18 protein-coding genes are annotated in these 20,285 nt (G+C 68.1%); 10 read left to right on the top strand and 8 right to left on the bottom strand.

Annotated features, from left to right (window positions below; all coding sequences use genetic code 11):
* The first annotated feature begins 77 nt into the window (after nt 1–77).
* The 5 genes from glyQ to PQB87_RS15230 are packed head-to-tail and all read left to right on the top strand — an operon-like array spanning nt 78 to nt 5,520.
* A complete protein-coding gene (glyQ, locus tag PQB87_RS15210) occupies nt 78–1,082 on the top strand; it encodes a glycine--tRNA ligase subunit alpha (RefSeq protein WP_081064905.1) in 1,005 nt (334 codons plus the stop codon).
* A 22-nt stretch (nt 1,083–1,104) separates the two neighbouring features.
* The gene (gene glyS / locus PQB87_RS15215; RefSeq protein WP_489242345.1) at nt 1,105–3,204 is read left to right on the top strand and encodes a glycine--tRNA ligase subunit beta; all 2,100 of its coding nucleotides are present in this window, start codon (nt 1,105–1,107) and stop codon (nt 3,202–3,204) included.
* A gap of 10 nt (nt 3,205–3,214) precedes the next feature.
* The gene (gene gmhB, locus PQB87_RS15220) at nt 3,215–3,778 is read left to right on the top strand and encodes a D-glycero-beta-D-manno-heptose 1,7-bisphosphate 7-phosphatase (protein ID WP_089426288.1); all 564 of its coding nucleotides are present in this window, start codon (nt 3,215–3,217) and stop codon (nt 3,776–3,778) included.
* 43 nt (nt 3,779–3,821) lie between these two features.
* Nucleotides 3,822–4,586, top strand: a complete 765-nt coding sequence (locus tag PQB87_RS15225) for a lysophospholipid acyltransferase family protein (RefSeq protein WP_021161198.1) — start codon at nt 3,822–3,824, stop codon at nt 4,584–4,586.
* A gap of 46 nt (nt 4,587–4,632) precedes the next feature.
* Nucleotides 4,633–5,520, top strand: coding sequence for a M48 family metallopeptidase (locus PQB87_RS15230; RefSeq protein WP_174416044.1), 888 nt, complete (start codon nt 4,633–4,635; stop codon nt 5,518–5,520).
* A gap of 105 nt (nt 5,521–5,625) precedes the next feature.
* Here PQB87_RS15230 and gloA read toward each other — a convergent pair whose 3' ends face one another.
* Nucleotides 5,626–6,015: a lactoylglutathione lyase gene (gene gloA / locus PQB87_RS15235; protein WP_021161200.1), complete on the bottom strand. Its 390-nt coding sequence runs from the start codon at nt 6,013–6,015 to the stop codon at nt 5,626–5,628.
* Between the two features lie 378 nt (nt 6,016–6,393).
* Here gloA and PQB87_RS15240 point away from each other — a divergent pair, with 378 nt between their 5' ends.
* Nucleotides 6,394–7,326 (top strand): DMT family transporter, encoded by a 933-nt coding sequence (locus PQB87_RS15240; RefSeq protein WP_174416045.1) that lies wholly within the window; start codon nt 6,394–6,396, stop codon nt 7,324–7,326.
* A 135-nt stretch (nt 7,327–7,461) separates the two neighbouring features.
* Here PQB87_RS15240 and rsmA read toward each other — a convergent pair whose 3' ends face one another.
* The 4 genes from rsmA to PQB87_RS15260 are packed head-to-tail and all read right to left on the bottom strand — an operon-like array spanning nt 7,462 to nt 13,113.
* Nucleotides 7,462–8,292 (bottom strand): 16S rRNA (adenine(1518)-N(6)/adenine(1519)-N(6))-dimethyltransferase RsmA, encoded by an 831-nt coding sequence (gene rsmA, locus PQB87_RS15245; protein ID WP_027789169.1) that lies wholly within the window; start codon nt 8,290–8,292, stop codon nt 7,462–7,464.
* A 49-nt stretch (nt 8,293–8,341) separates the two neighbouring features.
* Nucleotides 8,342–9,331, bottom strand: a complete 990-nt coding sequence (gene pdxA / locus PQB87_RS15250; RefSeq protein ID WP_059688774.1) for a 4-hydroxythreonine-4-phosphate dehydrogenase PdxA — start codon at nt 9,329–9,331, stop codon at nt 8,342–8,344.
* Nucleotides 9,332–9,342: 11 nt separating this feature from the next.
* The gene (locus PQB87_RS15255) at nt 9,343–10,701 is read right to left on the bottom strand and encodes a peptidylprolyl isomerase (protein ID WP_027789167.1); all 1,359 of its coding nucleotides are present in this window, start codon (nt 10,699–10,701) and stop codon (nt 9,343–9,345) included.
* Between the two features lie 51 nt (nt 10,702–10,752).
* Nucleotides 10,753–13,113, bottom strand: coding sequence for an LPS-assembly protein LptD (locus PQB87_RS15260; RefSeq protein WP_111938861.1), 2,361 nt, complete (start codon nt 13,111–13,113; stop codon nt 10,753–10,755).
* Nucleotides 13,114–13,336: 223 nt separating this feature from the next.
* Between PQB87_RS15260 and PQB87_RS15265 the strand changes: the two genes are divergently transcribed.
* On the top strand, nt 13,337–14,386 hold the full coding sequence (locus tag PQB87_RS15265; protein WP_111938862.1) for an aminoglycoside phosphotransferase family protein: 1,050 nt from the start codon (nt 13,337–13,339) through the stop codon (nt 14,384–14,386).
* A 31-nt stretch (nt 14,387–14,417) separates the two neighbouring features.
* Entirely contained in the window at nt 14,418–15,137 is a 720-nt protein-coding gene (gene murU / locus PQB87_RS15270; protein WP_059495429.1) for an N-acetylmuramate alpha-1-phosphate uridylyltransferase MurU, read from the top strand.
* A gap of 311 nt (nt 15,138–15,448) precedes the next feature.
* Here the strand turns inward: murU and PQB87_RS15275 are convergent, their stop codons facing one another.
* Nucleotides 15,449–17,320 (bottom strand): ABCB family ABC transporter ATP-binding protein/permease, encoded by a 1,872-nt coding sequence (locus PQB87_RS15275; RefSeq protein ID WP_489242351.1) that lies wholly within the window; start codon nt 17,318–17,320, stop codon nt 15,449–15,451.
* Nucleotides 17,321–17,494: 174 nt separating this feature from the next.
* Here PQB87_RS15275 and PQB87_RS15280 point away from each other — a divergent pair, with 174 nt between their 5' ends.
* Complete coding sequence (locus tag PQB87_RS15280) at nt 17,495–17,890, top strand: acyl-CoA thioesterase (protein ID WP_034208354.1); 396 nt, start codon at nt 17,495–17,497, stop codon at nt 17,888–17,890.
* Between the two features lie 47 nt (nt 17,891–17,937).
* Here PQB87_RS15280 and PQB87_RS15285 read toward each other — a convergent pair whose 3' ends face one another.
* A complete protein-coding gene (locus PQB87_RS15285; protein WP_489242353.1) occupies nt 17,938–18,420 on the bottom strand; it encodes a nitrate reductase associated protein in 483 nt (160 codons plus the stop codon).
* 115 nt (nt 18,421–18,535) lie between these two features.
* Between PQB87_RS15285 and fdhD the strand changes: the two genes are divergently transcribed.
* A complete protein-coding gene (gene fdhD, locus PQB87_RS15290) occupies nt 18,536–19,378 on the top strand; it encodes a formate dehydrogenase accessory sulfurtransferase FdhD (protein WP_370448782.1) in 843 nt (280 codons plus the stop codon).
* A 51-nt stretch (nt 19,379–19,429) separates the two neighbouring features.
* Here fdhD and PQB87_RS15295 read toward each other — a convergent pair whose 3' ends face one another.
* A complete protein-coding gene (locus PQB87_RS15295; RefSeq protein ID WP_027789159.1) occupies nt 19,430–20,197 on the bottom strand; it encodes an enoyl-CoA hydratase in 768 nt (255 codons plus the stop codon).
* Nucleotides 20,198–20,285: the final 88 nt, after the last annotated feature.

A 20,285-nucleotide genomic window follows, 5' to 3' on the forward strand; every position in this document is an offset into this window, starting at 1 on the left:
CCGCCGCGCGAGCCGACCCTCCGGGCCCCGCCCGGAGCGCCGCCCGCAACGGAGCGCCAGCGCCACGAAGGCTCTTCATGCTTACGTTTCAGCAAATCATCCTGACGCTGCAGTCCTACTGGGACAAGCAGGGTTGCGCCCTGCTCCAGCCCATCGACATGGAAGTCGGTGCAGGCACGTCGCACGTGCACACGTTCCTGCGCGCAGTCGGCCCCGAGCCGTGGCGCGCCGCGTACGTGCAGCCGTCGCGCCGCCCGAAGGACGGCCGCTACGGCGAGAACCCGAACCGCCTGCAGCACTACTACCAGTACCAGGTCGTGCTCAAGCCGGCACCGGAAAACATCCTCGACCTGTACCTCGGCTCGCTCGAGGCGCTCGGCTTCGACCTGCAGCAGAACGACGTGCGCTTCGTCGAGGACGACTGGGAAAACCCGACGCTCGGCGCGTGGGGCCTCGGCTGGGAAGTGTGGCTGAACGGGATGGAAGTCACGCAGTTCACGTATTTCCAGGAAGTCGGCGGCATCGAATGCAAGCCGGTGCTCGGCGAGATCACGTACGGCCTCGAGCGCCTCGCGATGTATCTGCAGAAGGTCGAGAACGTGTACGACCTCGTGTGGACGGAGTGGGAAGAGCAAGGCCCGAACGGCCCCGAGCTGCGCCGCCTGTCGTACGGCGACGTCTATCACCAGAACGAGGTCGAGCAGTCGACCTACAACTTCGAGCACGCGAACGTCGACCTGCTGTTCACGTTCTTCAACAGCTACGAAGCGGAAGCGAAGAAGATGATCGACGCGCAGCTCGCGCTGCCCGCGTACGAACTCGTGCTGAAGGCCGGCCACACGTTCAACCTGCTCGATGCGCGCGGCGCGATCTCGGTCACCGAACGCGCGGCATACATCGGCCGCATCCGCGCGCTGTCGCGTCTCGTCGCGCAGGCCTACTACGACTCGCGCGAGAAGCTCGGCTTCCCGATGCTCGGCAACCCGCCGGGCGTGCCGGGCCTCACCACCGACGCCCAGGACGCCGCCCAGCCGGCATGGGCGCCGCCGCTCAAGGTCGAACGCAAGATCGATCAGGACTGACGAGACGAGATTCATTCCAATCATGACGCACAATCATCCCGCCCCCCTGCTCGTCGAACTGCTGACCGAAGAGCTGCCGCCGAAGGCCCTCGCGCGCCTCGGCGACGCATTCGCCGAAGGCCTCGCGCAACGCCTCGCGGCACGCGACCTCGTCGACGGCGAACTCGTGTTCGAGCGCTACGCCACACCGCGCCGCCTCGCCGTCGTCGTGCAGAACGTGCGCGCCGTCGCACCTGAAAAGCAGGTCCGCGAAAAGGTCCTGCCCGTGTCGGTCGCGCTCGACGCCGAAGGCAAGCCGACGGCCCCGCTCGCGAAGAAGCTCGCGGCGCTCGGCCACCCGAACCTGTCGATCGCCGATCTCGAGCGCGCGCAGGACGGCAAGGCCGAAGCGTTCTTCATCAACTATTCGGCAGCCGGCGCGACGCTCGCCGACGGCCTCCAGGCCGCGCTCGACGAAACGCTCGCGAAGCTGCCGATCCCGAAGTTCATGACCTACCAGCGCCCGGACGGCTCCGACGTGAAGTTCGTGCGCCCGGTGCATCGCCTGACGGTGCTGCACGACGACCGCATCGTGCCCGTCACCGCGTTCGGCATCGACGCCGGCGACACGACGCTCGGCCACCGCTTCCTGTCCGACGGACTCGTCGCGATCCAGCATGCACGCGCATACGCCGACACGCTGCGCGACAAGGGCCGCGTGATCGCGCACTTCGCCGATCGCCGCGAAACGATCCGCACGCAGCTGAACGAACACGCGAACGGCGATACCGTCGTGATGCCCGAAGCGCTGCTCGACGAAGTGACGTCGCTGGTCGAATGGCCGGTCGTCTACCCGTGCCGCTTCGAGGACGAATTCCTGCAGGTTCCGCAGGAATGCCTGATCCTCACGATGCAGACGAACCAGAAGTATTTCGCACTGACCGACGTCGGCGGCAAGCTGCGTTCGCGCTTCCTGATCGTGTCGAACATCGAGACGAAGACGCCGGGCGAGATCATCGAAGGCAACGAGCGCGTCGTGCGCCCGCGCCTCGCCGACGCGAAGTTCTTCTTCGAGCAGGACAAGAAGAAGCCGCTCGCCGACCGCGTGCCGCAGCTCGCGAACGTCGTGTATCACAACAAGCTCGGTTCGGCGCTCGCGCGCGTCGAGCGCCTCGAGGCGCTGGCCGGCGAGATCGCCCCCGCGATCGGCGCCGACGCCGCGCACGCGAAGCGCGCCGCGCGCCTCGCGAAGGCCGACCTGCTGACCGACATGGTCGGCGAGTTCCCGGAACTGCAGGGCACGATGGGCACGTACTACGCGCGTCACGACGGCGAAGCCGACGACGTCGCGCTCGCGTGCGCCGAGCACTACCAGCCGCGTTTCTCCGGCGACGCACTGCCGACCACGCCCGTGTCGACCGCCGTCGCGCTCGCCGACAAGCTCGAGACGATCGTCGGCATCTGGGGGATCGGCCTCGCGCCGACCGGCGAGAAGGATCCGTTCGCGCTGCGCCGCCACGCACTCGGCGTGCTGCGCCTGCTGCTCGAGAAGCAGCTGCCGCTCGATCTCGTGTCGCTGCTGCGCACGGCCCATGCGCGCTTCGAAGGCGTGCCGGGCGTCGCCGAATCGACCGACGCGATCCTCGCGTTCTTCATGGATCGCCTGCGCGGCCTGCTGCGCGAGCGCGGCTATTCGGCCGGCGAAATCGACGCGGTGCTGAGCCTGAACCCGACGCGCGTCGACGATCTCGTCGCGCGCCTCGACGCGGTGCGCGAATTCACGCACCTCGCGGAAGCCGAAGCGCTCGCGGCCGCGAACAAGCGGATCTCGAACATCCTGAAGAAGTCGGAAGGCGGCGCGAACGGCGCGGTGCAGCCGACGCTGCTCGTCGAGGCCGCCGAGAAGGCGCTGCACGAACAGCTCGCGGCCGTGACGCCGCACGTGCAGTCGCAGCTCGAGGCGCGTGCGTACACGGGCGCGCTGTCGGCGCTCGCCGCGCTGCGCGCACCGGTCGACACGTTCTTCAACGACGTGATGGTCAACGCGGAAGATCCGGCACTGCGCGCGAACCGTCTCGCGCTGCTGTCCGCGCTGCACCAGCAGATGAACTGCGTCGCCGACATCTCGAAGCTCGCCGCATAAGGGCCGCACGATGCCGACCAGCCCCAACCGAAAGCTCGTCGTCCTCGACCGGGACGGCGTGATCAACGTCGATTCGGATGCGTTCATCAAGACGCCCGACGAATGGATCGCGCTGCCCGGCGCCCTCGAGGCGATTGCCCGGCTCAACCACGCGGGGTATCGCGTGGTCGTCGCGACCAACCAGTCCGGCATCGGTCGCGGGCTGTTCGACATGGCCGCGCTCAACGAGATGCACCTGAAGATGCATCGCGCGGCGGCCGCGGTCGGCGCGCGGATCGACGCGGTGTTCTTCTGCCCGCACACGGCCGAGGATCACTGCGACTGCCGCAAGCCGAAACCCGGGATGATGCAGATGATCGCCGAGCGCTTCGAGATCGATCCCGATCACACGCCGGTAGTCGGCGATTCGCTGCGCGACCTGCAGGCCGGCGTCGCGGTCGGCTTCCAGCCGCACCTCGTGCTCACCGGCAAGGGCAAGAAGACGCTCGCCGCCGGCAACCTGCCGCCCGGCACGAAGGTGCACGACGACCTGCGCGCGTTCGCGCTCGATTTCCTTTCACACGAACACGAGTGATGCGGCCGCCGCGCGCATCCTCCCTAACGCCAGACTTACGCCGATGCGCTTCGTCCGCTCCCTGCTGCTGCTGATCTACTTCGTCGTGTACACGGTGCCGTACGCCACCGCGTGCTTCATCGCCTTTCCGTTCATGCGCGCCGACGCGCGCTACTGGATGGCGGCCGGCTGGTGCAAGTCCACGCTGTGGGTCGTGCGCTGGCTGAACGGCATCCGCTACCGGATCGAAGGCTACGAGAACCTGCCCGACGGCCCGGCCGTGCTGCTGTCGAAGCACCAGTCCGCATGGGAAACGCTCGCGTTTCCCGCGCTGATGCCGAAACCGCTCTGCTACGTGTTCAAGCGCGAGCTGCTGTACGTGCCGTTCTTCGGCTGGGCGCTCGGGCTGCTGCACATGGTCAACATCAACCGCAAGGAAGGCAAGAACGCGTTCACGTCGGTGATCCGCCAGGGCAAGAAGCGCCTGTCGGAAGGCGCATGGATGATCATGTTCCCGGAAGGCACGCGCACGCCTGTCGGCAAGCAGGGCAAGTACAAGACGGGTGGCGCGCGCTTCGCGATCGAAACCGGTGCACCCGTCGTACCGATCGCGCACAATGCAGGCCGGGTGTGGCCGCGCAACTCGTTCACGAAATTCCCGGGTGTCGTCACCGTGTCGATCGGCAAGCCGATCCCCAGCGAGGGGCTGACGCCCGATGCATTGAACTCGCAGGTCGAAGCATGGATCGAAGCGGAAATGCGCCGGATCGATCCGGATTCGTATCGCCAGGCGGGCAACGCCGGCACGCGCGATGCCGCGCGTGTCTGACGCCCCCGGGTGGCAGCCGTTGCGTACGACAAAAAGAAGCGAACTGATGAAACAGCGTCCGCGGCCACGGCCTGCCGTCGTGGCCCTCGATCATCGCCAGATGGATCTGCCGCTCTTCGACGGGCCGGCCGCCGCACCGTCGGCGCCCGCCGCCCCGCCCGCGCCGGCCGAAGCGGCCCCCGCTGCGCCCCTTGATCCGGGCCCCGCGCCCGACCGCTCGCGCGTGCGGACGTTCGCACTCGACAGCCGCGTGCTCGAATACCGCCTGAAACGCTCGGCGCGCCGTACGATCGGCTTCACGATCGACGGCAGCGGGCTGTCGATCACCGCGCCGCGCTGGGTCACGCTCGCCGACATCGAAGCCGCGATCGCCGAGAAACAACGCTGGATCTTCGCGAAGCTCGCCGAGTGGAAGACGCGCACCGAGCAGCGCGCGCTGCCGCAGATCGACTGGCGCGACGGCGCGCAGCTGCCCTATCTCGGCAAGACGGTGACGATCGCGCTCGGCGCGGGCGCCGTCGCATTCGACGCCGATGCGTTGCGGCTCTCGCTGCCGCTGCCCGTGCAGGCCGACATGCAGCAGATCAAGGATCGCGTGCAGGGCTGGCTGCAGGGCGAAGCCCGGCGGATCTTCGGTGAACGCCTCGCGGTGTACGCGGAGAAGCTCGGCGTCACGTATTCGATGTATGCGCTGTCGTCGGCCGCGACGCGCTGGGGCAGTTGCTCGAGCGACGGCAAGATCCGCCTGAACTGGCGGCTGATCCATTTCCCGATGTCGATCATCGACTACGTCGTCGCGCACGAGCTGTCGCACCTGCGCGAAATGAACCATAGCCCGGCCTTCTGGCAGACCGTCGAGTCGATCTTCCCCGAGTTCCGCGAAGCGCGCCACACGCTCAAGCATCACCCGCCCGAGCTGCTGCCGTCGCTTTGACGCGCACGGCTTCGCCGCCAACGAAAAAGGGCGATGCGGGTCACTCCGCATCGCCCTTTTTTGCCGCCACGCACATCGCACGCCGCGGCCCGGTTCATCCGGCGCTCAGTGCGCCTTTTTCTGAATGAACTCGATCTTGTAGCCGTCCGGATCCTCGACGAACGCGATCACGGTCGTGCCGTGCTTCATCGGGCCCGCTTCGCGCGTGACCTTGCCGCCTTGCGCCTTGATCCTGTCGCAGGCCGCGTACGCGTCGTCGACTTCCAGCGCGAGATGGCCGAAGCCGTTGCCCAGATCGTAGGCCGGCGTATCCCAGTTATGGGTCAGCTCGATCACGGTGCCCGTGCTCTCGTCCTCGTAGCCGACGAATGCGAGCGTGAACTTGCCTTCCGGATAGTCGTCGCGGCGCAGCACCTTCATGCCGAGCAATTCGGTGTAGAACTTGATCGAGCGGTCGAGATCGCCGACTCGCAGCATCGTATGCAGAAATCGCATGTGTTGTACTCCTGTGGGGACTTTCCAGAACCGGGAACTCTACCAGAGTCGGGTGAACTTCGTCGGGGGCGCCTGACTGGGGGCGCCTGGCTGGGGGCGCCTGGCTGGGGGCGCCTGGCTGGGGGCGCCCGGCGGGTGACGCCTGCCGGCGCAAGGGCAACGGCTGAAAACAGCACGACCCTGCTCGCCCGGCCACCGCGCGGATCGGGTAACATCCTTCCACCTCGCACCAAAAGCGGGCATGCGACCCACCGCCCGAACGCGACCACCCACTCCCCCCTACCGCCACACTGCCGTGCGATACCGCCGATTCGAGCGCGCCGGATGCGCCCCCCTCCCGACCCCGCAGCAGCCGCACCGAACCGGCGAGGTTCGCCAATGAGTGCACTCGCTGGCCCCGTGCGCCGCGCGCTCGACATGCGCGCCGTCGGCCTGATGCTGCTGCTGTGCGCGATCTGGGGCTTCCAGCAGGTCGCGATCAAGAGCACGAACGCCGCGATCGCGCCGATGTTCCAGGCCGGGCTGCGCTCGGTGATCGCGGCGGCGCTGCTGTGGGGCTGGGCCCGCTCGCGCGGTACGCCGCTGTTTCAGGCGGACGGCACGTTCGGCGCGGGCCTCGCGGCCGGCGCGCTGTTCGCCGGCGAATTCATCTGCGTGTTCTTCGGGCTGACGCTGACGAGTGCGTCGCACATGGCGATCTTCCTGTACACGGCGCCGTGCTTCACCGCGCTCGGCCTGCACCTGTTCGCACCCGGCGAACGGCTGCAGCGCACGCAGTGGGCCGGCGTCGGCCTGGCATTCGCCGGCATCGCGCTCGCGTTCGCGGACGGCTTCCTGAAGCCGCGCGTGCCCGGCGCATCCGTGCTGGCCGGGCTCGCCGGCGACGCACTCGGGATCCTCGGCGGCGCGATGTGGGCCGCGACGACCGTCGTCGTGCGCTCGACGGCGCTCGCACGGGCGAGCGCGAGCAAGACGCTGTTCTACCAGCTCGCGGTATCGGCGGTCGTGCTGGTCGCGCTGGCCGCACTGTTCGGCCAGATGTCGTTCGCGCACGTCACGCCGGTCGCGGTCGCGAGCCTCGCGTACCAGTCGGTGATCGTCGCGTTCGTCAGCTACCTGTCGTGGTTCTGGCTGCTGACGCGCTACAGCGCGTCACGTCTGTCCGTCTTCACGTTCCTGTCGCCGCTGTTCGGCGTCGCGTTCGGCGTGCTGCTGCTCGGCGAATCGGTCGGCTGGCGCTTCATGTCGGCGGCCGCGCTCGTGCTGACGGGCATCGCGCTCGTCAACGCGCCGCCGCGCCGGCGCACGTAACGACACCCGGCGGCCGCCCGGTCGCGGCCCGGCATCGACGAAAACGGCGCGGGGAAAATGAAAAAGGCTGCCCGCCAGGGCAGCCTCGTGAACCTCGAGCCGGCGTGCGACGCGCGCATGACGCACGCGCCGCCGTTACTCCGCGGCCTTGCGCACCTTCGCCAGCGCCTGCGCCACGCCGACGTATTCGGCCACGCTCACATCCTCCGCACGGCGCGCGAGATCGAAGCCGAGCGCATCGAAATCGATTGTCTCGCGATAGTCGCCGAGCGTATTGCGCAGCATCTTGCGGCGCTGCGAGAACGCCGCGGTGACGATTTCGCCGAGCAGCCCGGGATCGACATCCGGCAGTTCGTGTGGCTCGTACGGAATCATCCGGACGATCGCCGAATCGACCTTCGGCGGCGGCTGGAACGATTCCGGCGGCACGTCGAGCATCTTTTCCATCACGTAGCGGTACTGCAGCATCACCGACAGACGCGAAAACGCCTTCGTGCCCGGCTCCGCGACCATCCGTTCGACGACTTCGTTCTGCAGCATGAAGTGCTGGTCGATGACCGCGTCGGCGAACGTCATCAGGTGAAACAGCAGCGGGCTGGAAATGTTGTATGGCAGGTTGCCGACGATCCGCAACGACGGCTTGTCGCCGGGTGCCGCGAGCGAGCGGAAGTCGAACGCGAGCGCATCGCCTGCATGCAGTTCGAGCAGCGCGCCGAAGCGTTGCTGCAGGCGCCCGATCAGGTCGCGGTCGAGCTCGACCGCATGCAGCGGCGACTCGGGCGTCGCGAGGCGTGCGATCAGCGGCTCGGTCAGCGCGCCGAGCCCGGGGCCGATCTCGACCATGCGCTGGCCGCGCGCGGGGCCGATCGTCGCGACGATCGAGTCGATCACGCCGTGATCGACGAGGAAGTTCTGCCCGAAGCGCTTGCGCGCGAAATGGCCTTGGTGCTGTCTGCTGTTCGACATCGACTGAGTAAAACGAAAAATACGACGAATGAGGTAAAGCCGGGCCGCGTCAGGCGGTGCGGCGATGGCGCGCCATCGTGACGGCCGTGTCGAGCGCGGCGATCATGCTGCCCGGATCCGCGCGGCCCGTGCCGGCCAGATCGAGTGCCGTGCCGTGATCGACCGACGTACGGATGATCGGCAGCCCGAGCGTCACGTTGATGCCCTCGCCGAACGTCGCGTACTTCAGCACGGGCAGGCCCTGGTCATGGAACATCGCGAGCACGCAATCGGCATCGGCGAGATGGCGCGGCTGGAACAGCGTGTCGGCCGGATACGGGCCGCGCGCGTCGATGCCCTGCGCGTTCGCGCGGGCCAGTGCCGGCGAGATCACGTCGATCTCCTCGCGGCCGAGATAACCGTTCTCGCCCGCGTGCGGGTTCAGGCCCGTCACGAGAATGCGCGGCGCGGCCAGACCGAAGTCGCGCCGCAGGTCGCGATCGATGATCGCGAGCGTCTCGACGAGCCCGTCGACCGTCAGTGCGGCCGCTACGTCCTTCAGCGGCAGGTGCGTGGTCGCGAGCGCCACGCGCAGCGGCCGGTGGCCGATACCGGCCAGCATCATCACGACACGCGGCGTATGCGTGCGCTCCGCCAGGTATTCGGTATGGCCGGTGAACGGCACGCCCGCATCGTTGATCGTGCTCTTCTGCAACGGCGCGGTGACGATCGCGTCGTACCGGCCCGCCAGCGCGCCGTCGATCGCCGCGTCGAGCAGCCCGAGCACGTAAGGGCCGTTCGCCGCGTCCAGCCTGCCCGCCTGCGCGGGCACGGCGAGCGCGTGATGCGCGACCGACACCGGCCCGCTGCCGGCCAGCGTGGCCCGGTCGGCGCCGACGGCCGCCGCGCGCGCGTCGAGCAGCGCCGCATCGCCGAGCACGGTGAAATGCGCGTCGGGCCAGCGCTGCGCGGCATCACGCAGCGCCTGCACGGTCAGCTCCGGGCCGACCCCCGCGGGTTCGCCGGTCGTGATCGCGATCTGCAGCGCGGGCGTGGTCATCGGAAGCTCGCTCAGTTCGCCGGGCCGACGCCGCCGATCTTGTACTGCACGTACGACGAATCGCGCAGCTCGCGCAGCCAGTCGGCATACGCCTGCTCGGCCTTGCGCTGGCCGATCGCCTGACGCGCGATATCCATCTGCTGCTGCACCGAACCTTCCGCTTCGCGGCGGCCCAGCACCTGGATCAGGTGATAGCCGTACTCGGTACGGATCGGCTGGCTGATCTGGCCGTCCTGCAGGTTGTTCATCGCGCGCTCGAATTCCGGCACGGTCTCGCCCGGGCTGATCCAGCCGAGATCGCCGCCCTGCGACGCCGAACCGTCCTGCGAATACGTGCGCGCGAACTTCGCGAAATCGCCGCCGGCCTCGACCTGGTTGCGGATGTCGGCCAGTTGCTGGCGCGCCTGGCCTTCGGACTTGCCTTCGCCCACGCGCAACAGGATGTGGCGCACGTGCGTCTGGACGATCTTCGGTGCGGCGGCCGACGCGCCCTGGCTCTGGCGACGATCGACGAGACGCACGATCTCGAAGCCGTCCGGCACGCGGATCAGCGTCGGGTTGACCTGGCCCGGGCGCAGCTTCGATGCGGCGTCGACGACGTCGGCCGGCAGCGCGCTCGGCGACTTGAAGCCGAGGTCACCGCCCTTCTTCGCGTCGTTCGCTTCCGAATTGTTCTTCGCGAGCTTCTCGAAATCGGCACCCGACTTCGCCTGCTGCAGCAACGCGTCAGCCTTCTTCTGCGCGGCTTCGATGTCGGCCTGCGGCGCGTTGGTCGGTGCCTTGATGAAGATGTGCTGGAAGCGCAGGTCCTGCTGCTGCGACGCGTTCGGCCCGCGCTGGCTCGCGATGTAGTTCGCGACCTCGGCGTCCGACACGGTGATCTTGCCGTCGACCTCGCGCTCGCGCAGCTTCGACAGCATCAGTTCGGTGCGCGCGTCGCTCGTGAAGATGCTCCAGGGCACGCCTTGCGCCTCGAGACGCGCGCGGTACTGGTCGAGCGTCATGCCGTTCGCCTGCGCGAGGCGCTGCAGCGTGGACTGTACCGTCGCGTCGTCGATGCGGATCCCGTCGTCCTTGGCCTTCTGCACCTGGATACGCTCGAGCACCATCTGGTTCAGCACCTGCGCGCGCAACTGGTCGGTCGGCGGCACGGGGGCGTTCTGCTGCTGCAGCCGGCGCGCGATCAGGCCGGCACGCTGGTCGAGTTCGCGGCCCGTGATCACGTCGTTGTTGACGACCGCGACGACTTCGTCGGCGAGCTGCGCACCTTGCGAACCGAGCGCCTGCGCCGCGGCCGGCGCAGAGGCGAGCAGCGCGGCGGCCGCAGCGAGGCTGGACACGACTGCCGCGAAACGAAGGGTTTTCTTCATTGCCACTGGAACTCCATTGAAATCGTGCTGACCGGTGCAGACAAGCCGGCGTTACTCGTAGTTGCTGAAGCGGGACATCGGCGGCGGCGGCGGCGGCAGCGGCGTGTAGCCCGGCACCCCGGCGCGGAACGCGGACACGAGGCCGTTGTCGACGGTCGACAGGCCCTTGAGCGTGAGCTGCATCATGAAGCGCGTCGACGAATTCTGCTGTCCGGACGAATTGATGCCGTTCGCCGCCCGCTGCACCCCGACCCCGAGCGCCCAGCAATCCGCGTCGTATTGTAAGCCGACCAGACCGTCGACCACGCGATCGCCGGCGAGATCGTAGTTGAAGCGGCCGATCGCATACAGGCGGCGCGTGAGCGGCCATTGCGCGGACACCAGGAACTGGTTGATCGGCTGGTTGTCGAGCGTGGTGTTCGCCCGCGTATAGCGGTAGCCGACGTTGATCACGCGGCGCTCGCCCGGGCTGTAGCCGAAACCGACGCTCGACTTCACGAGCTGGTTGTTGTTCTGGTTGTACTGGAACGCCGTCTCGGACATGAAACCCGAGCCGAGCTTCAGCGCGGCCCCGACGATCAGGTCCGAGTGGCGCGCCAGCACCGCACTCTGCCCGGCATTCAGCGTGACGCGCTGATCGGCGAAGTAGTACTGCTGCGCGATCACGAAACGCGCACGCTCGTCGCCGGTGCGCGGATCGATGAAGCGCGACGTCAGGCCGGCCGTGATGCGGTTCGCATCGGCGATCCGGTCGTTGCCGACGAACGTGTTCGGCTGGTAGATCTCCGCGAGGCCGAAGTCCGACTCCGCAGTGTCGAACAGCGGCGCGTTCGACTGGTCGCGATACGGCGTGTACACGTAGTACAGGCGCGGCTCGAGGGTCTGGATGAAATCCTGGCCGAACAGGCGCACCGAGCGGTCGAAGATCAGGCCCGAATCGAAGCTCACGGTCGGGATCGACTCGGTGAAGCGCTTCGGGCTGTTCGGCGTTGTCGACGACAGGTAGTTCAGGTCGTACGACGCGAAGTGGTACTGGACCTTCGGCACGACGAAGTAGCCGGGGCCGTACACGCCGTATGCGATGTACGGGTTGAAGACGATCCGGTCACCCTGGGTCGCATCGGCCGTCGTGATGCGGAACCGCGAATAGTCGGCTTCCGCGCCGAAGTCGAAGCCGCCGACGTTGTACTTCGTGTACTTCACGTTCAACTGAGGCTCGCGGCTGTACGGCGCGATCGACGGCGGCAGCGTCTGCCAGTGCTGGTAGCGCGCGAGCACCGACCACGGGCCGTTGTTGTACGTGAGGCCCGCTTCCTGCTGGTACAGCGTCTGCGTCCCGTTGATGAACTGGTTCGACGAACCCAGTTGCTCGGGATACAGATTGTCCGAGACCTTGTTGTAGTAGACGTAGCCGCCGAAACCGCCGCCGAAGTTCTGCTGGTGCTGCCAGTAGATCGCGTAGCGGTTGCGGTGCTCGAGCCGGTCACTCGGCAGGTAATTGGCCGTGAACGTGCCCGAATACGACGGCGACAGGTAGCGGAACGTCGCCTCGGTCATCACGCCGCGCCGCGAGATGATGCGCGGCGTGAGCGTCAGGTCGCGGTTCGGCGCGATGTTGAAGTAGTACGGCAGCGTCAGCTCGAAGCCGTTGCTCGAGTTCACCGAGAACGTCGGCGGCAGCAGGCCGCTGCGCCGCTCGCCCGACAGCGGGAACGTCATCCACGGGCTCGCGAAGATCGGCACACCCTGGAAGAACAGCACGCCGTTGCGCGCGGTGCCTTCGTCGGCGCCCGTATCGAAGTCGAAGCGGCTGCCCTTGATGTACCACGCGGGGTTCGTCGAGCACTGGCACGCGGTATAGGTACCGTTGACGAACACCGAGCGCTCGTTGTCGACCATGTCGACACGCTCCGCGCTGCCCGAGCCGCCCGTCACGTTGAAGTGATACTTCGGCGCCGTCATGAAGCCCTGGTTCGCCTCGATCTTCAGGTGCGCCTCGGGGCCCGCGAACGACGTGCCGGAATTGATCACCCTGACCTGGCCGTACGCATCGGCCATGTCGGTATCCTGATCGTAGTGGATCGCGTCGGCCTTCACGACGGCGTCACCGCGCCGCAGCTCGGCCGAACCCTTTGCGGCGAGATCCTGCTCGGCCGTGCCGCTCGTGTGGTCGGCGATCACGAAGGCGGCCGGCTTCGCGCCCTCCTTCAGCGGGCGATCCTCGAGCTGGGGCGCGAGACGCAGATCCCACGGCGAGTCGAGCGGCTGCGGCTGCGCGGCCGCGCCCGACAGCTGCGCGTACGACACGGCCGGCACGAGGCCGGGCACGGCCAGGAGCGCGAGCGCGAGCCGCCGTTTGCGCGGCACCCCGTCACCGGGGAAAACATTCGGGAATAGCGGTTTGGGCGGCATCTATCGTTTGGCGAATCGCCCCTTGTCAACCGCGCCGTCGCGGCACATTCGCGCACAGCGGGCCGCGCCGTCGCACCGCGACTGCGGCTGAGCGCAAACCGGGGGGGCGATCGGATGGCGGCGCGACAGGCGGCGGGCCTGCGCGGCGGAAAGCTGACGCGGGGTGCGTCAAAAAAGTCGTGGGGTATTATATGGCAAGACGTTCCCCCCTCCTCCGAGTTTCATGACGCCCCCATCCGCCGCATCCCAGCCCGACGCCCGCCTCGAAGCGCTCACCGCGTGGCTGCACCCGCTCGCCGAGCGCTACGCGCTCGACCTGTCGACCCTCGCGCCCGCATCGTCGGACGCCAGTTTCCGCCGCTATTTCCGGATTGCGTCGGCCACCAGCGCCGGCGGCACGCTGATCGCCGTCGACGCGCCGCCGCCCGAGAAGTGCCGCGAGTTCGTCCAGGTCGCGCAGTTGCTCGCCGCGGCCGGCGACCACGTGCCGGACGTGCTGGCCCACGATCTCGACGCGGGTTTCATGCTCGTGACCGATCTCGGCCGCACGCCGTACATCTCGGTGCTCGATCCGGCCGACCCGGCCGCCGCAAAACCGCTGATGCGTGAGGCACTCGACGCACTGATCCGCTTCCAGCTCACGTCGAAACCCGACGTGCTGCCGCCGTTCGACGAGGCGTTCCTGCGCCGCGAGATGGAGCTGATGCCCGAATGGTTCGTCGGCCGCCACCTCGGCAAGCCCGTCACCGACGCGATGCGTGGCACGCTCGACCGCACCTTCGCGCTGCTGGTCGCGAGCGCCCACGCGCAGCCGCAGGGTTTCATGCTGCGCGACTTCATGCCGCGCAACCTGATGGTGTGCGAGCCGAACCCAGGCATCCTCGACTTCCAGGACGCCGTCTACGGGCCGCTGACGTACGACGTCGTGTCGCTGCTGCGCGACGCCTTCATCAGCTGGGACGAGGAGTTCGAGCTCGACTGCTTCGCGTACTACTGGGAAAAGGCGAAAAAGGCCGGGCTGCCGGTCGATCCCGATTTCGGCGAGTTCTACCGCCAGCTCGAATGGATGGGGCTGCAGCGCCACATCAAGGTGCTCGGCCTGTTCGCGCGCATCAATTACCGCGACGGCAAGCCCCATTACCTGAACGACCTGCCGCGCTTCATCGCGTATGCGCGCAAGGTCGCGCTGCGCTACCGCCCGCTCGTGCCGTTCGCGAAGCTGCTCGACGAGCTCGAGGGCAACGCGCCGGCCGACGTGGGCTATACGTTCTGATCGTTCCGACTCTCCTGACACCCGGCCGAACATGAGCACCACCCTGACGACGGCGATGATCTTCGCCGCCGGGCGCGGCGAACGGATGCGCCCGCTCACCGACACCCGCCCGAAGCCGCTCCTCGAAGCGGGCGGCAAGCCGCTGATCGTGTGGCAGATCGAAGCGCTCGCACGCGCGGGTATCGAGACGATCGTGATCAACCACGCGTGGCTCGGCGAACAGATCGAGGCCGCGCTCGGCGACGGGTCGCGCTGGGGCGTGCGGCTCGCGTACTCGGCCGAAGGCGAGGCACTGGAAACCGCGGGCGGCATCGCGCAGGCGTTGCCGCTGCTCGAGCGCGACGGACAACCGGCCGTGTTCGCGGCGGTCAGCGGCGACGTGTACTGCGCCTTCGACTACCGGACGCTTGCGCCGCGCGCCGCCCGGATGGCCGCGCTCGATGCGCCGGCGATGCACCTCGTGATGGTGCCGAACCCGCCGTTCCACCCGGCCGGCGACTTCGCGCTCGGCGACGACGGCCGCCTGGCGCTCGACGGCGCCGCGCGCTTCACGTTCGGCAACATCGGCCTGTACGACACGCGCATGTTCCGCGATCTCGCGCCCGGCACGCGGCGCGCGCTGACGCCGTACTATCGCGCGGCGATCGAAGCCGGCCGCGCGAGCGGCGAACTGTACGAAGGATTTTGGGAGAACGTCGGCACGCCCGCGCAGCTCGGCGAGCTCGACGCGCGGCTGCGCGCCGCGGGCTGATCGTTTCGCGGCTGATCGTTTCGCGGCTGAGCGGCTGAGCGGCTGAGCGGCTGAGCGGCGGTTCGGCGGTTCGGCGGTTCGGCGGTTCGGCGGTTCGGCGGTTCGGCGGTTCGGCGGTTCGGCGGTTCGGCGGTTCGGCGGTTCGGCGGTTCGGCGGTTCGGCGGTCGATACCCCGACTCGTCAACGACTGCGCGGCCGATCGGCGCCGGACCAAGCTCCGGGATCCGATGTCGCCGACGCTCCGCCAAATCCCCCGGCCCTGACGGCACCACACCGCCCGTTCCTGCCGCGCACCGCGCAATACCCGCGCCTACGCGGCCTCGGCCTCTTCCCCGCCCGCCGCCGCGCGCTGCTGCTGCAGCGCCCACATCTGCGCATACAACCCGTCGGCGCGCACGAGTTCGTCGTGCGTGCCGCGCTCGACGATCCGCCCGTGATCCATCACGAGGATCTGCTGCGCGTGCACGACCGTCGACAGCCGGTGCGCGATCACGAGCGTCGTGCGATGCCGCGCGATCTGGTCGAGCTCGTGCTGGATCGCCCGCTCCGAGCGCGAATCGAGCGCCGAAGTCGCCTCGTCGAACAGCAGCACCGGCGGATCCTTCAACAGCGTGCGCGCGATCGCGACGCGCTGCTTCTCGCCGCCCGACAGCTTCAGCCCGCGCTCGCCGACCGGCGTGTCATAACCCTTCGGCAAGCTTTCGATGAAATCGTGGATGTGCGCGGCGCGCGCGGCCGCGATCACCTCGTCGCGGGTCGCGCTCGGCCGGCCGTACGCGATGTTGTAGTAGATCGAGTCGTTGAAGAGCACGGTGTCCTGCGGCACGATCCCGATCGACGCACGCAGCGAATCCTGCGTGACGTCGCGGATGTCCTGGCCGTCGATCCGGATCGCGCCGCCCGCCTGCCGGTCGAGATCGTAGAAACGGAACAGCAGCCGCGACAGCGTCGACTTCCCGGAGCCGCTGTGGCCGACCACCGCGGTCGTCGTGCCCGCGTCGATCGTGAAGGACACGTCGTGCAGGATCGGCCGCGACGCCTCGTACGCGAAATTCACGTGCTCGAAGCGCACCTGCGCGCCGGCGACCGCAAGCGGCCGCGCATCGGGCAGGTCGGCCACTTCCTTCGCGGCCGACAGCAACCCGAACATCCGGTCCATGTCGGTGAGGCTCTGCTTCAGCTCGCGATAGACGACGCCGAGAAAGTTCAGCGGAATGTACAGCTGCAGCATGAACGTGTTGATCAGCACGAGATCGCCGAGCGTCAGCTTGCCCGCGAGCACGCCCTGCGTCGCGCGCCACAGGATGAACACGAGCCCCGTGCCGATGATCGCCTGCTGGCCGAAGTTCAGCACCGACAGCGAATTCTGCGAACGGATCGCGGCCTTCCGGTAGCGCTTCAGGTTCTCGTCGTAGCGCTGCGCTTCCCACTCCTCGTTGCCGAAGTACTTCACCGTCTCGTAGTTGATCAGCGAATCGATCGCCCGTGAGTTCGCGCGCGAATCGAGTTCGTTCATCGTGCGGCGGAAATGCGTACGCCAGTTGGTGACCTTCACCGTGAACACGATGTACGTGACCAGCGCCGCGAACGTCACGTACGCGTAATAGGCCTCGTACTTGACCACGAAGAAGCCGAGCACGAGCCCGACCTCGACGAGCGTCGGCAGGATGCTGTACAGCGAATACGAGATCAGTTGCTGGATGCCGCGCGTGCCGCGTTCGATGTCGCGCGACATGCCGCCCGTCTGGCGTTCGAGATGGAACCGCAGCGACAGCCCGTGCAGGTGCCGGAACACCTGCAGCGCGAGCTGGCGTACCGCGCTCTCGGTGACCTTCGAGAACAGGATCTCGCGCAGCTCGGTGAACAGCGACGTCGACAGCCGCACGAACGCATACGCGACGACCAGCAACCCGACGCCGCCCGCGAGCACGATGCCGGCCGACTGTTCGGCGCGGCCGAACGCGGTGATCTGCTGGACGTAGGACAGGTGGTCGACGATGCGCTTCATCACGACCGGCACGCCGAGGTTCGCGACTTTCGCGCCGATCAGGCAGCCGAGCGCGAGCGCGACGCGCCATTTGTAGGTGGTCAGGTACGGCAGCAGCGACCGGATGGTCTGCCAGTCGTTGCGGGGCCCGGTCGAAGCCGGCGCGGGCTCGCCGGAAGCAGGAAATCGGCGCATGAGGGGAAGGATCGGCGGCGGTGCCGGGCGCGTGATCGGCGGCCGGCTCGCTCACTTTCTCGTACAATTTGCGAACGTTGTATTGTCGCAGAAGCCGCTTCGCGCCGCTGCCGGCGCCCTCGCCGGCTGGCCTGCGCACGGCGGCATGTTTCTTACAGGATGAAAGCCCCCGCCATGACCGATTCGACCCTCGAACTCCCGCAAAAACAGCCCGCGCTGCGCGTCGTCCCGCAACCGCACGACGCGAACGTCCACGGCGACGTGTTCGGCGGCTGGATCATGTCGCAGGTCGACATCGCCGGCTCGATCCCCGCGAGCCAGCGCGCGAACGGTCGCGTCGCGACGGTCGCGGTCAACTCGTTCGTGTTCAAGCAGCCGGTGTTCGTCGGCGATCTGCTGAGCTTCTACGCGACCATCACGCGCACCGGCAACACGTCGATCACGGTCGACGTCGAGGTGTACGCGCAGCGCATGCGCCTGATGGGTGAAATCGTGAAGGTCACCGAAGCGACGCTCACCTACGTCGCGACCGGCCCCGACCGCAAGCCGCGGCAACTGCCGCCGCTCTGACGGACGAGCGCCGAGCGGCGCTCGCCCTCCACCTGGCTGCGGCCACCTCAGTGCGTGGCCGTCAGCCCGAACTCCCGCATCGCGGGCAGGAAATCGTGGTTCAGCTTCGGCTTGCGCGACAGCTTCACCAGCACGTAGCGCTGGAACGGCGCAAGCCGCTGCCACTGCGCGAGCCCGGGCGCCGTCAGCCCGGCCAGCGCGCTCTGCTGCACGAGCGACTCCGGCACGATGTTGGTGGCGCGCCAGGCCGGCTGCTCGTCCGGCTGGAACCACGAGGGTTCCAGATCCGCGTGCGTGCGCAGCATTTCGAACAGCGCGTGATCGAAGTTGGGCTCGATCGCGGTGTCGTCGTCGGCCGGAAAGCGTGCGAGCAGCTTGCGGTCCTCGAGCGGCAGCAGTTGCCACTGCTCCAGCGAAATCCGCAGACCGAAACGGTCGAGATTGAAACGCACGATCATCGGGATGTACGTGAAGTTTTCCGACGATTCGTGTTCGAAGGCGAATAGCAGTGGAGCGTCGCTGAGTCCCATGATCGTTACCTGATGTGGCGGATGCCGGCGCGGCCGGCTTGCCTGGGGTATTTTAGAACCTCTGCGCGCGGGCGGCGGATACGAATGCCGCCGCCCGCGCGCCGAATCAACGGGAGTGCTCGTGAATCCGACCGAATCCGGTGAAATGCGCGACGAACCGCGCGGCGCGATCGAACTGTCCGTGCGCCGCACGCGCGGCGGCGCCGTCGAAACCGCGCACGACTACGTGGGCCAGGAATGGCCCGTCGCCCTCGTCTTCAACGGCATCTCGCACGCGGTGATGATGTGTACGCCGTGCGACCTCGAAGCGTTCGCGGTCGGTTTCGCGATCTCGGAAGGGATCGTCGCGCGCGGCAGCGACATCAAGGACATCGAGGTGATCCTGCACGCCGACGCCCCGCTGCCGCATGCGGAGGTCCACCTGGAGGTCGTCCAGCAGGCGTTCGCCGCGCTGAAGGACCGGCGCCGCGCGCTCGCGGGGCGCACCGGCTGCGGCGTATGCGGGATCGAAAGCATCGACCTGCTCGACCTCGCGCCCGAGCGCGTGCCCGATACGGGCTTTCTCGCGCGCCTCGCCCCCGACGCGCTGACGCGCGCGGCGCAGGCGCTGCCGGCGCATCAGGCGCTCACGCGGCTCACGGGCGGCCTGCACGCGGCCGCGTGGTGCGACGCAACAGGCGCGATCCGGATGGCGTTCGAGGACGTCGGCCGCCACAACGCGCTCGACAAGCTGATCGGCTCGCTCGTGCTGTCGCGCGCCGACGCGACCGACGGCTTCGTGTTCCTGTCGAGCCGCGCGAGCTACGAGCTCGTGCGCAAGGCCGCACGGGTCGGCATCCCGCTGGTGGCGACGATCTCCGCGCCGTCGTCGCTCGCGATCGAAATCGCGAAAGCGGCCGGCCTGCGGCTCGTCAGCTTCTGCCGCGAAACCGGCCACGTCGACTACGGCACGGCCTGATCGCGTTCGCGGCGGCGCGCCGGCGAGCCATCGCCGGCGCGGCCTGCTCCGTCAGTCGAACTGACGAAAATCCGGCTTGCGCTTCTCGAAGAACGCCGTCATCGCCTCGCGCGCTTCGGGCGCGCGCAGCATCGCGGCGAAGTGGCCCGCCTCCTCGGCCATCCGCGCGGACGTCGCCACACCGCCCGTATCCTTCAGCAGCGCCTTCGTCACGCGCAGCGATGCCGCCGGCAGCGCCGCAAGCTTCGCCGCCTGCTTCGCCGCGAACGCGTCGAGCTCGGCCGCCGGCAGCACGCGGTTGACGATGCCGATCCGGTGCGCTTCCAGCGCATCGAACGCCTCGCCGAGCAGCAGCTTCTCGGCGGCGACCTGATGGCCGGCCAGACGCGGCAGCAGCACGCTCGACGCGGCTTCCGGGCACAGGCCGAGCTGCGCGAACGGCAGCGAGAACGTCGCGGTGTCGGCTGCGTACACCAGATCGCAGTGCAGCAGCATCGTCACGCCGACGCCGATCGCCAGGCCCGGCACGGCGGCCACGATCGGCTTGCTCGCGGTGCTGATCCGTGCAAGGAACTGGAACACCGGAGCGGTGTCGTCCTTCGGCGGCGCCTTCATGAAATCCTCGAGATCGTTCCCCGCGGTGAAATTGCCGTCGCTGCCGCGCAGCAGGATCACGCGGATCGCCTTGTCTTCCTGCGCGTCGGCGAGCGCATCGGCCATCGTCTGGTACATCGCCGCCGTCAGCGCGTTCTTCTTTGCCGGGCGCGAGATCGTGATCGTCATCACGCCTTCGGCGCGTTCCACTTGAATTTCAGCCACAACCGTCTCCTTTGACTTTCCTCTACCGGAACGAAAAAACGGTGCGCAAGCTTGTGGCCCGCGCACCGTCGTCGCTTTGCGTCGTGTC

The sequence above is a fragment of the Burkholderia sp. KL41 genome (assembly GCF_057005415.2).

Coding starts and splice junctions, on each gene's coding strand:
- gmhB (WP_089426288.1), top strand. CDS start 3,215: ATGCCGACCAGCCCCAACCGAAAGCTCGTCGTCCTCGACCGGGACGGC.
- murU (WP_059495429.1), top strand. CDS start 14,418: ATGAGCACCACCCTGACGACGGCGATGATCTTCGCCGCCGGGCGCGGC.
- PQB87_RS15285 (WP_489242353.1), bottom strand. CDS start 18,420: ATGGGACTCAGCGACGCTCCACTGCTATTCGCCTTCGAACACGAATCG.
- PQB87_RS15265 (WP_111938862.1), top strand. CDS start 13,337: ATGACGCCCCCATCCGCCGCATCCCAGCCCGACGCCCGCCTCGAAGCG.
- pdxA (WP_059688774.1), bottom strand. CDS start 9,331: ATGACCACGCCCGCGCTGCAGATCGCGATCACGACCGGCGAACCCGCG.
- PQB87_RS15255 (WP_027789167.1), bottom strand. CDS start 10,701: ATGAAGAAAACCCTTCGTTTCGCGGCAGTCGTGTCCAGCCTCGCTGCG.
- glyQ (WP_081064905.1), top strand. CDS start 78: ATGCTTACGTTTCAGCAAATCATCCTGACGCTGCAGTCCTACTGGGAC.
- rsmA (WP_027789169.1), bottom strand. CDS start 8,292: ATGTCGAACAGCAGACAGCACCAAGGCCATTTCGCGCGCAAGCGCTTC.
- PQB87_RS15240 (WP_174416045.1), top strand. CDS start 6,394: ATGAGTGCACTCGCTGGCCCCGTGCGCCGCGCGCTCGACATGCGCGCC.
- gloA (WP_021161200.1), bottom strand. CDS start 6,015: ATGCGATTTCTGCATACGATGCTGCGAGTCGGCGATCTCGACCGCTCG.
- PQB87_RS15225 (WP_021161198.1), top strand. CDS start 3,822: ATGCGCTTCGTCCGCTCCCTGCTGCTGCTGATCTACTTCGTCGTGTAC.
- glyS (WP_489242345.1), top strand. CDS start 1,105: ATGACGCACAATCATCCCGCCCCCCTGCTCGTCGAACTGCTGACCGAA.
- PQB87_RS15230 (WP_174416044.1), top strand. CDS start 4,633: ATGAAACAGCGTCCGCGGCCACGGCCTGCCGTCGTGGCCCTCGATCAT.
- PQB87_RS15260 (WP_111938861.1), bottom strand. CDS start 13,113: ATGCCGCCCAAACCGCTATTCCCGAATGTTTTCCCCGGTGACGGGGTG.
- PQB87_RS15275 (WP_489242351.1), bottom strand. CDS start 17,320: ATGCGCCGATTTCCTGCTTCCGGCGAGCCCGCGCCGGCTTCGACCGGG.
- PQB87_RS15280 (WP_034208354.1), top strand. CDS start 17,495: ATGACCGATTCGACCCTCGAACTCCCGCAAAAACAGCCCGCGCTGCGC.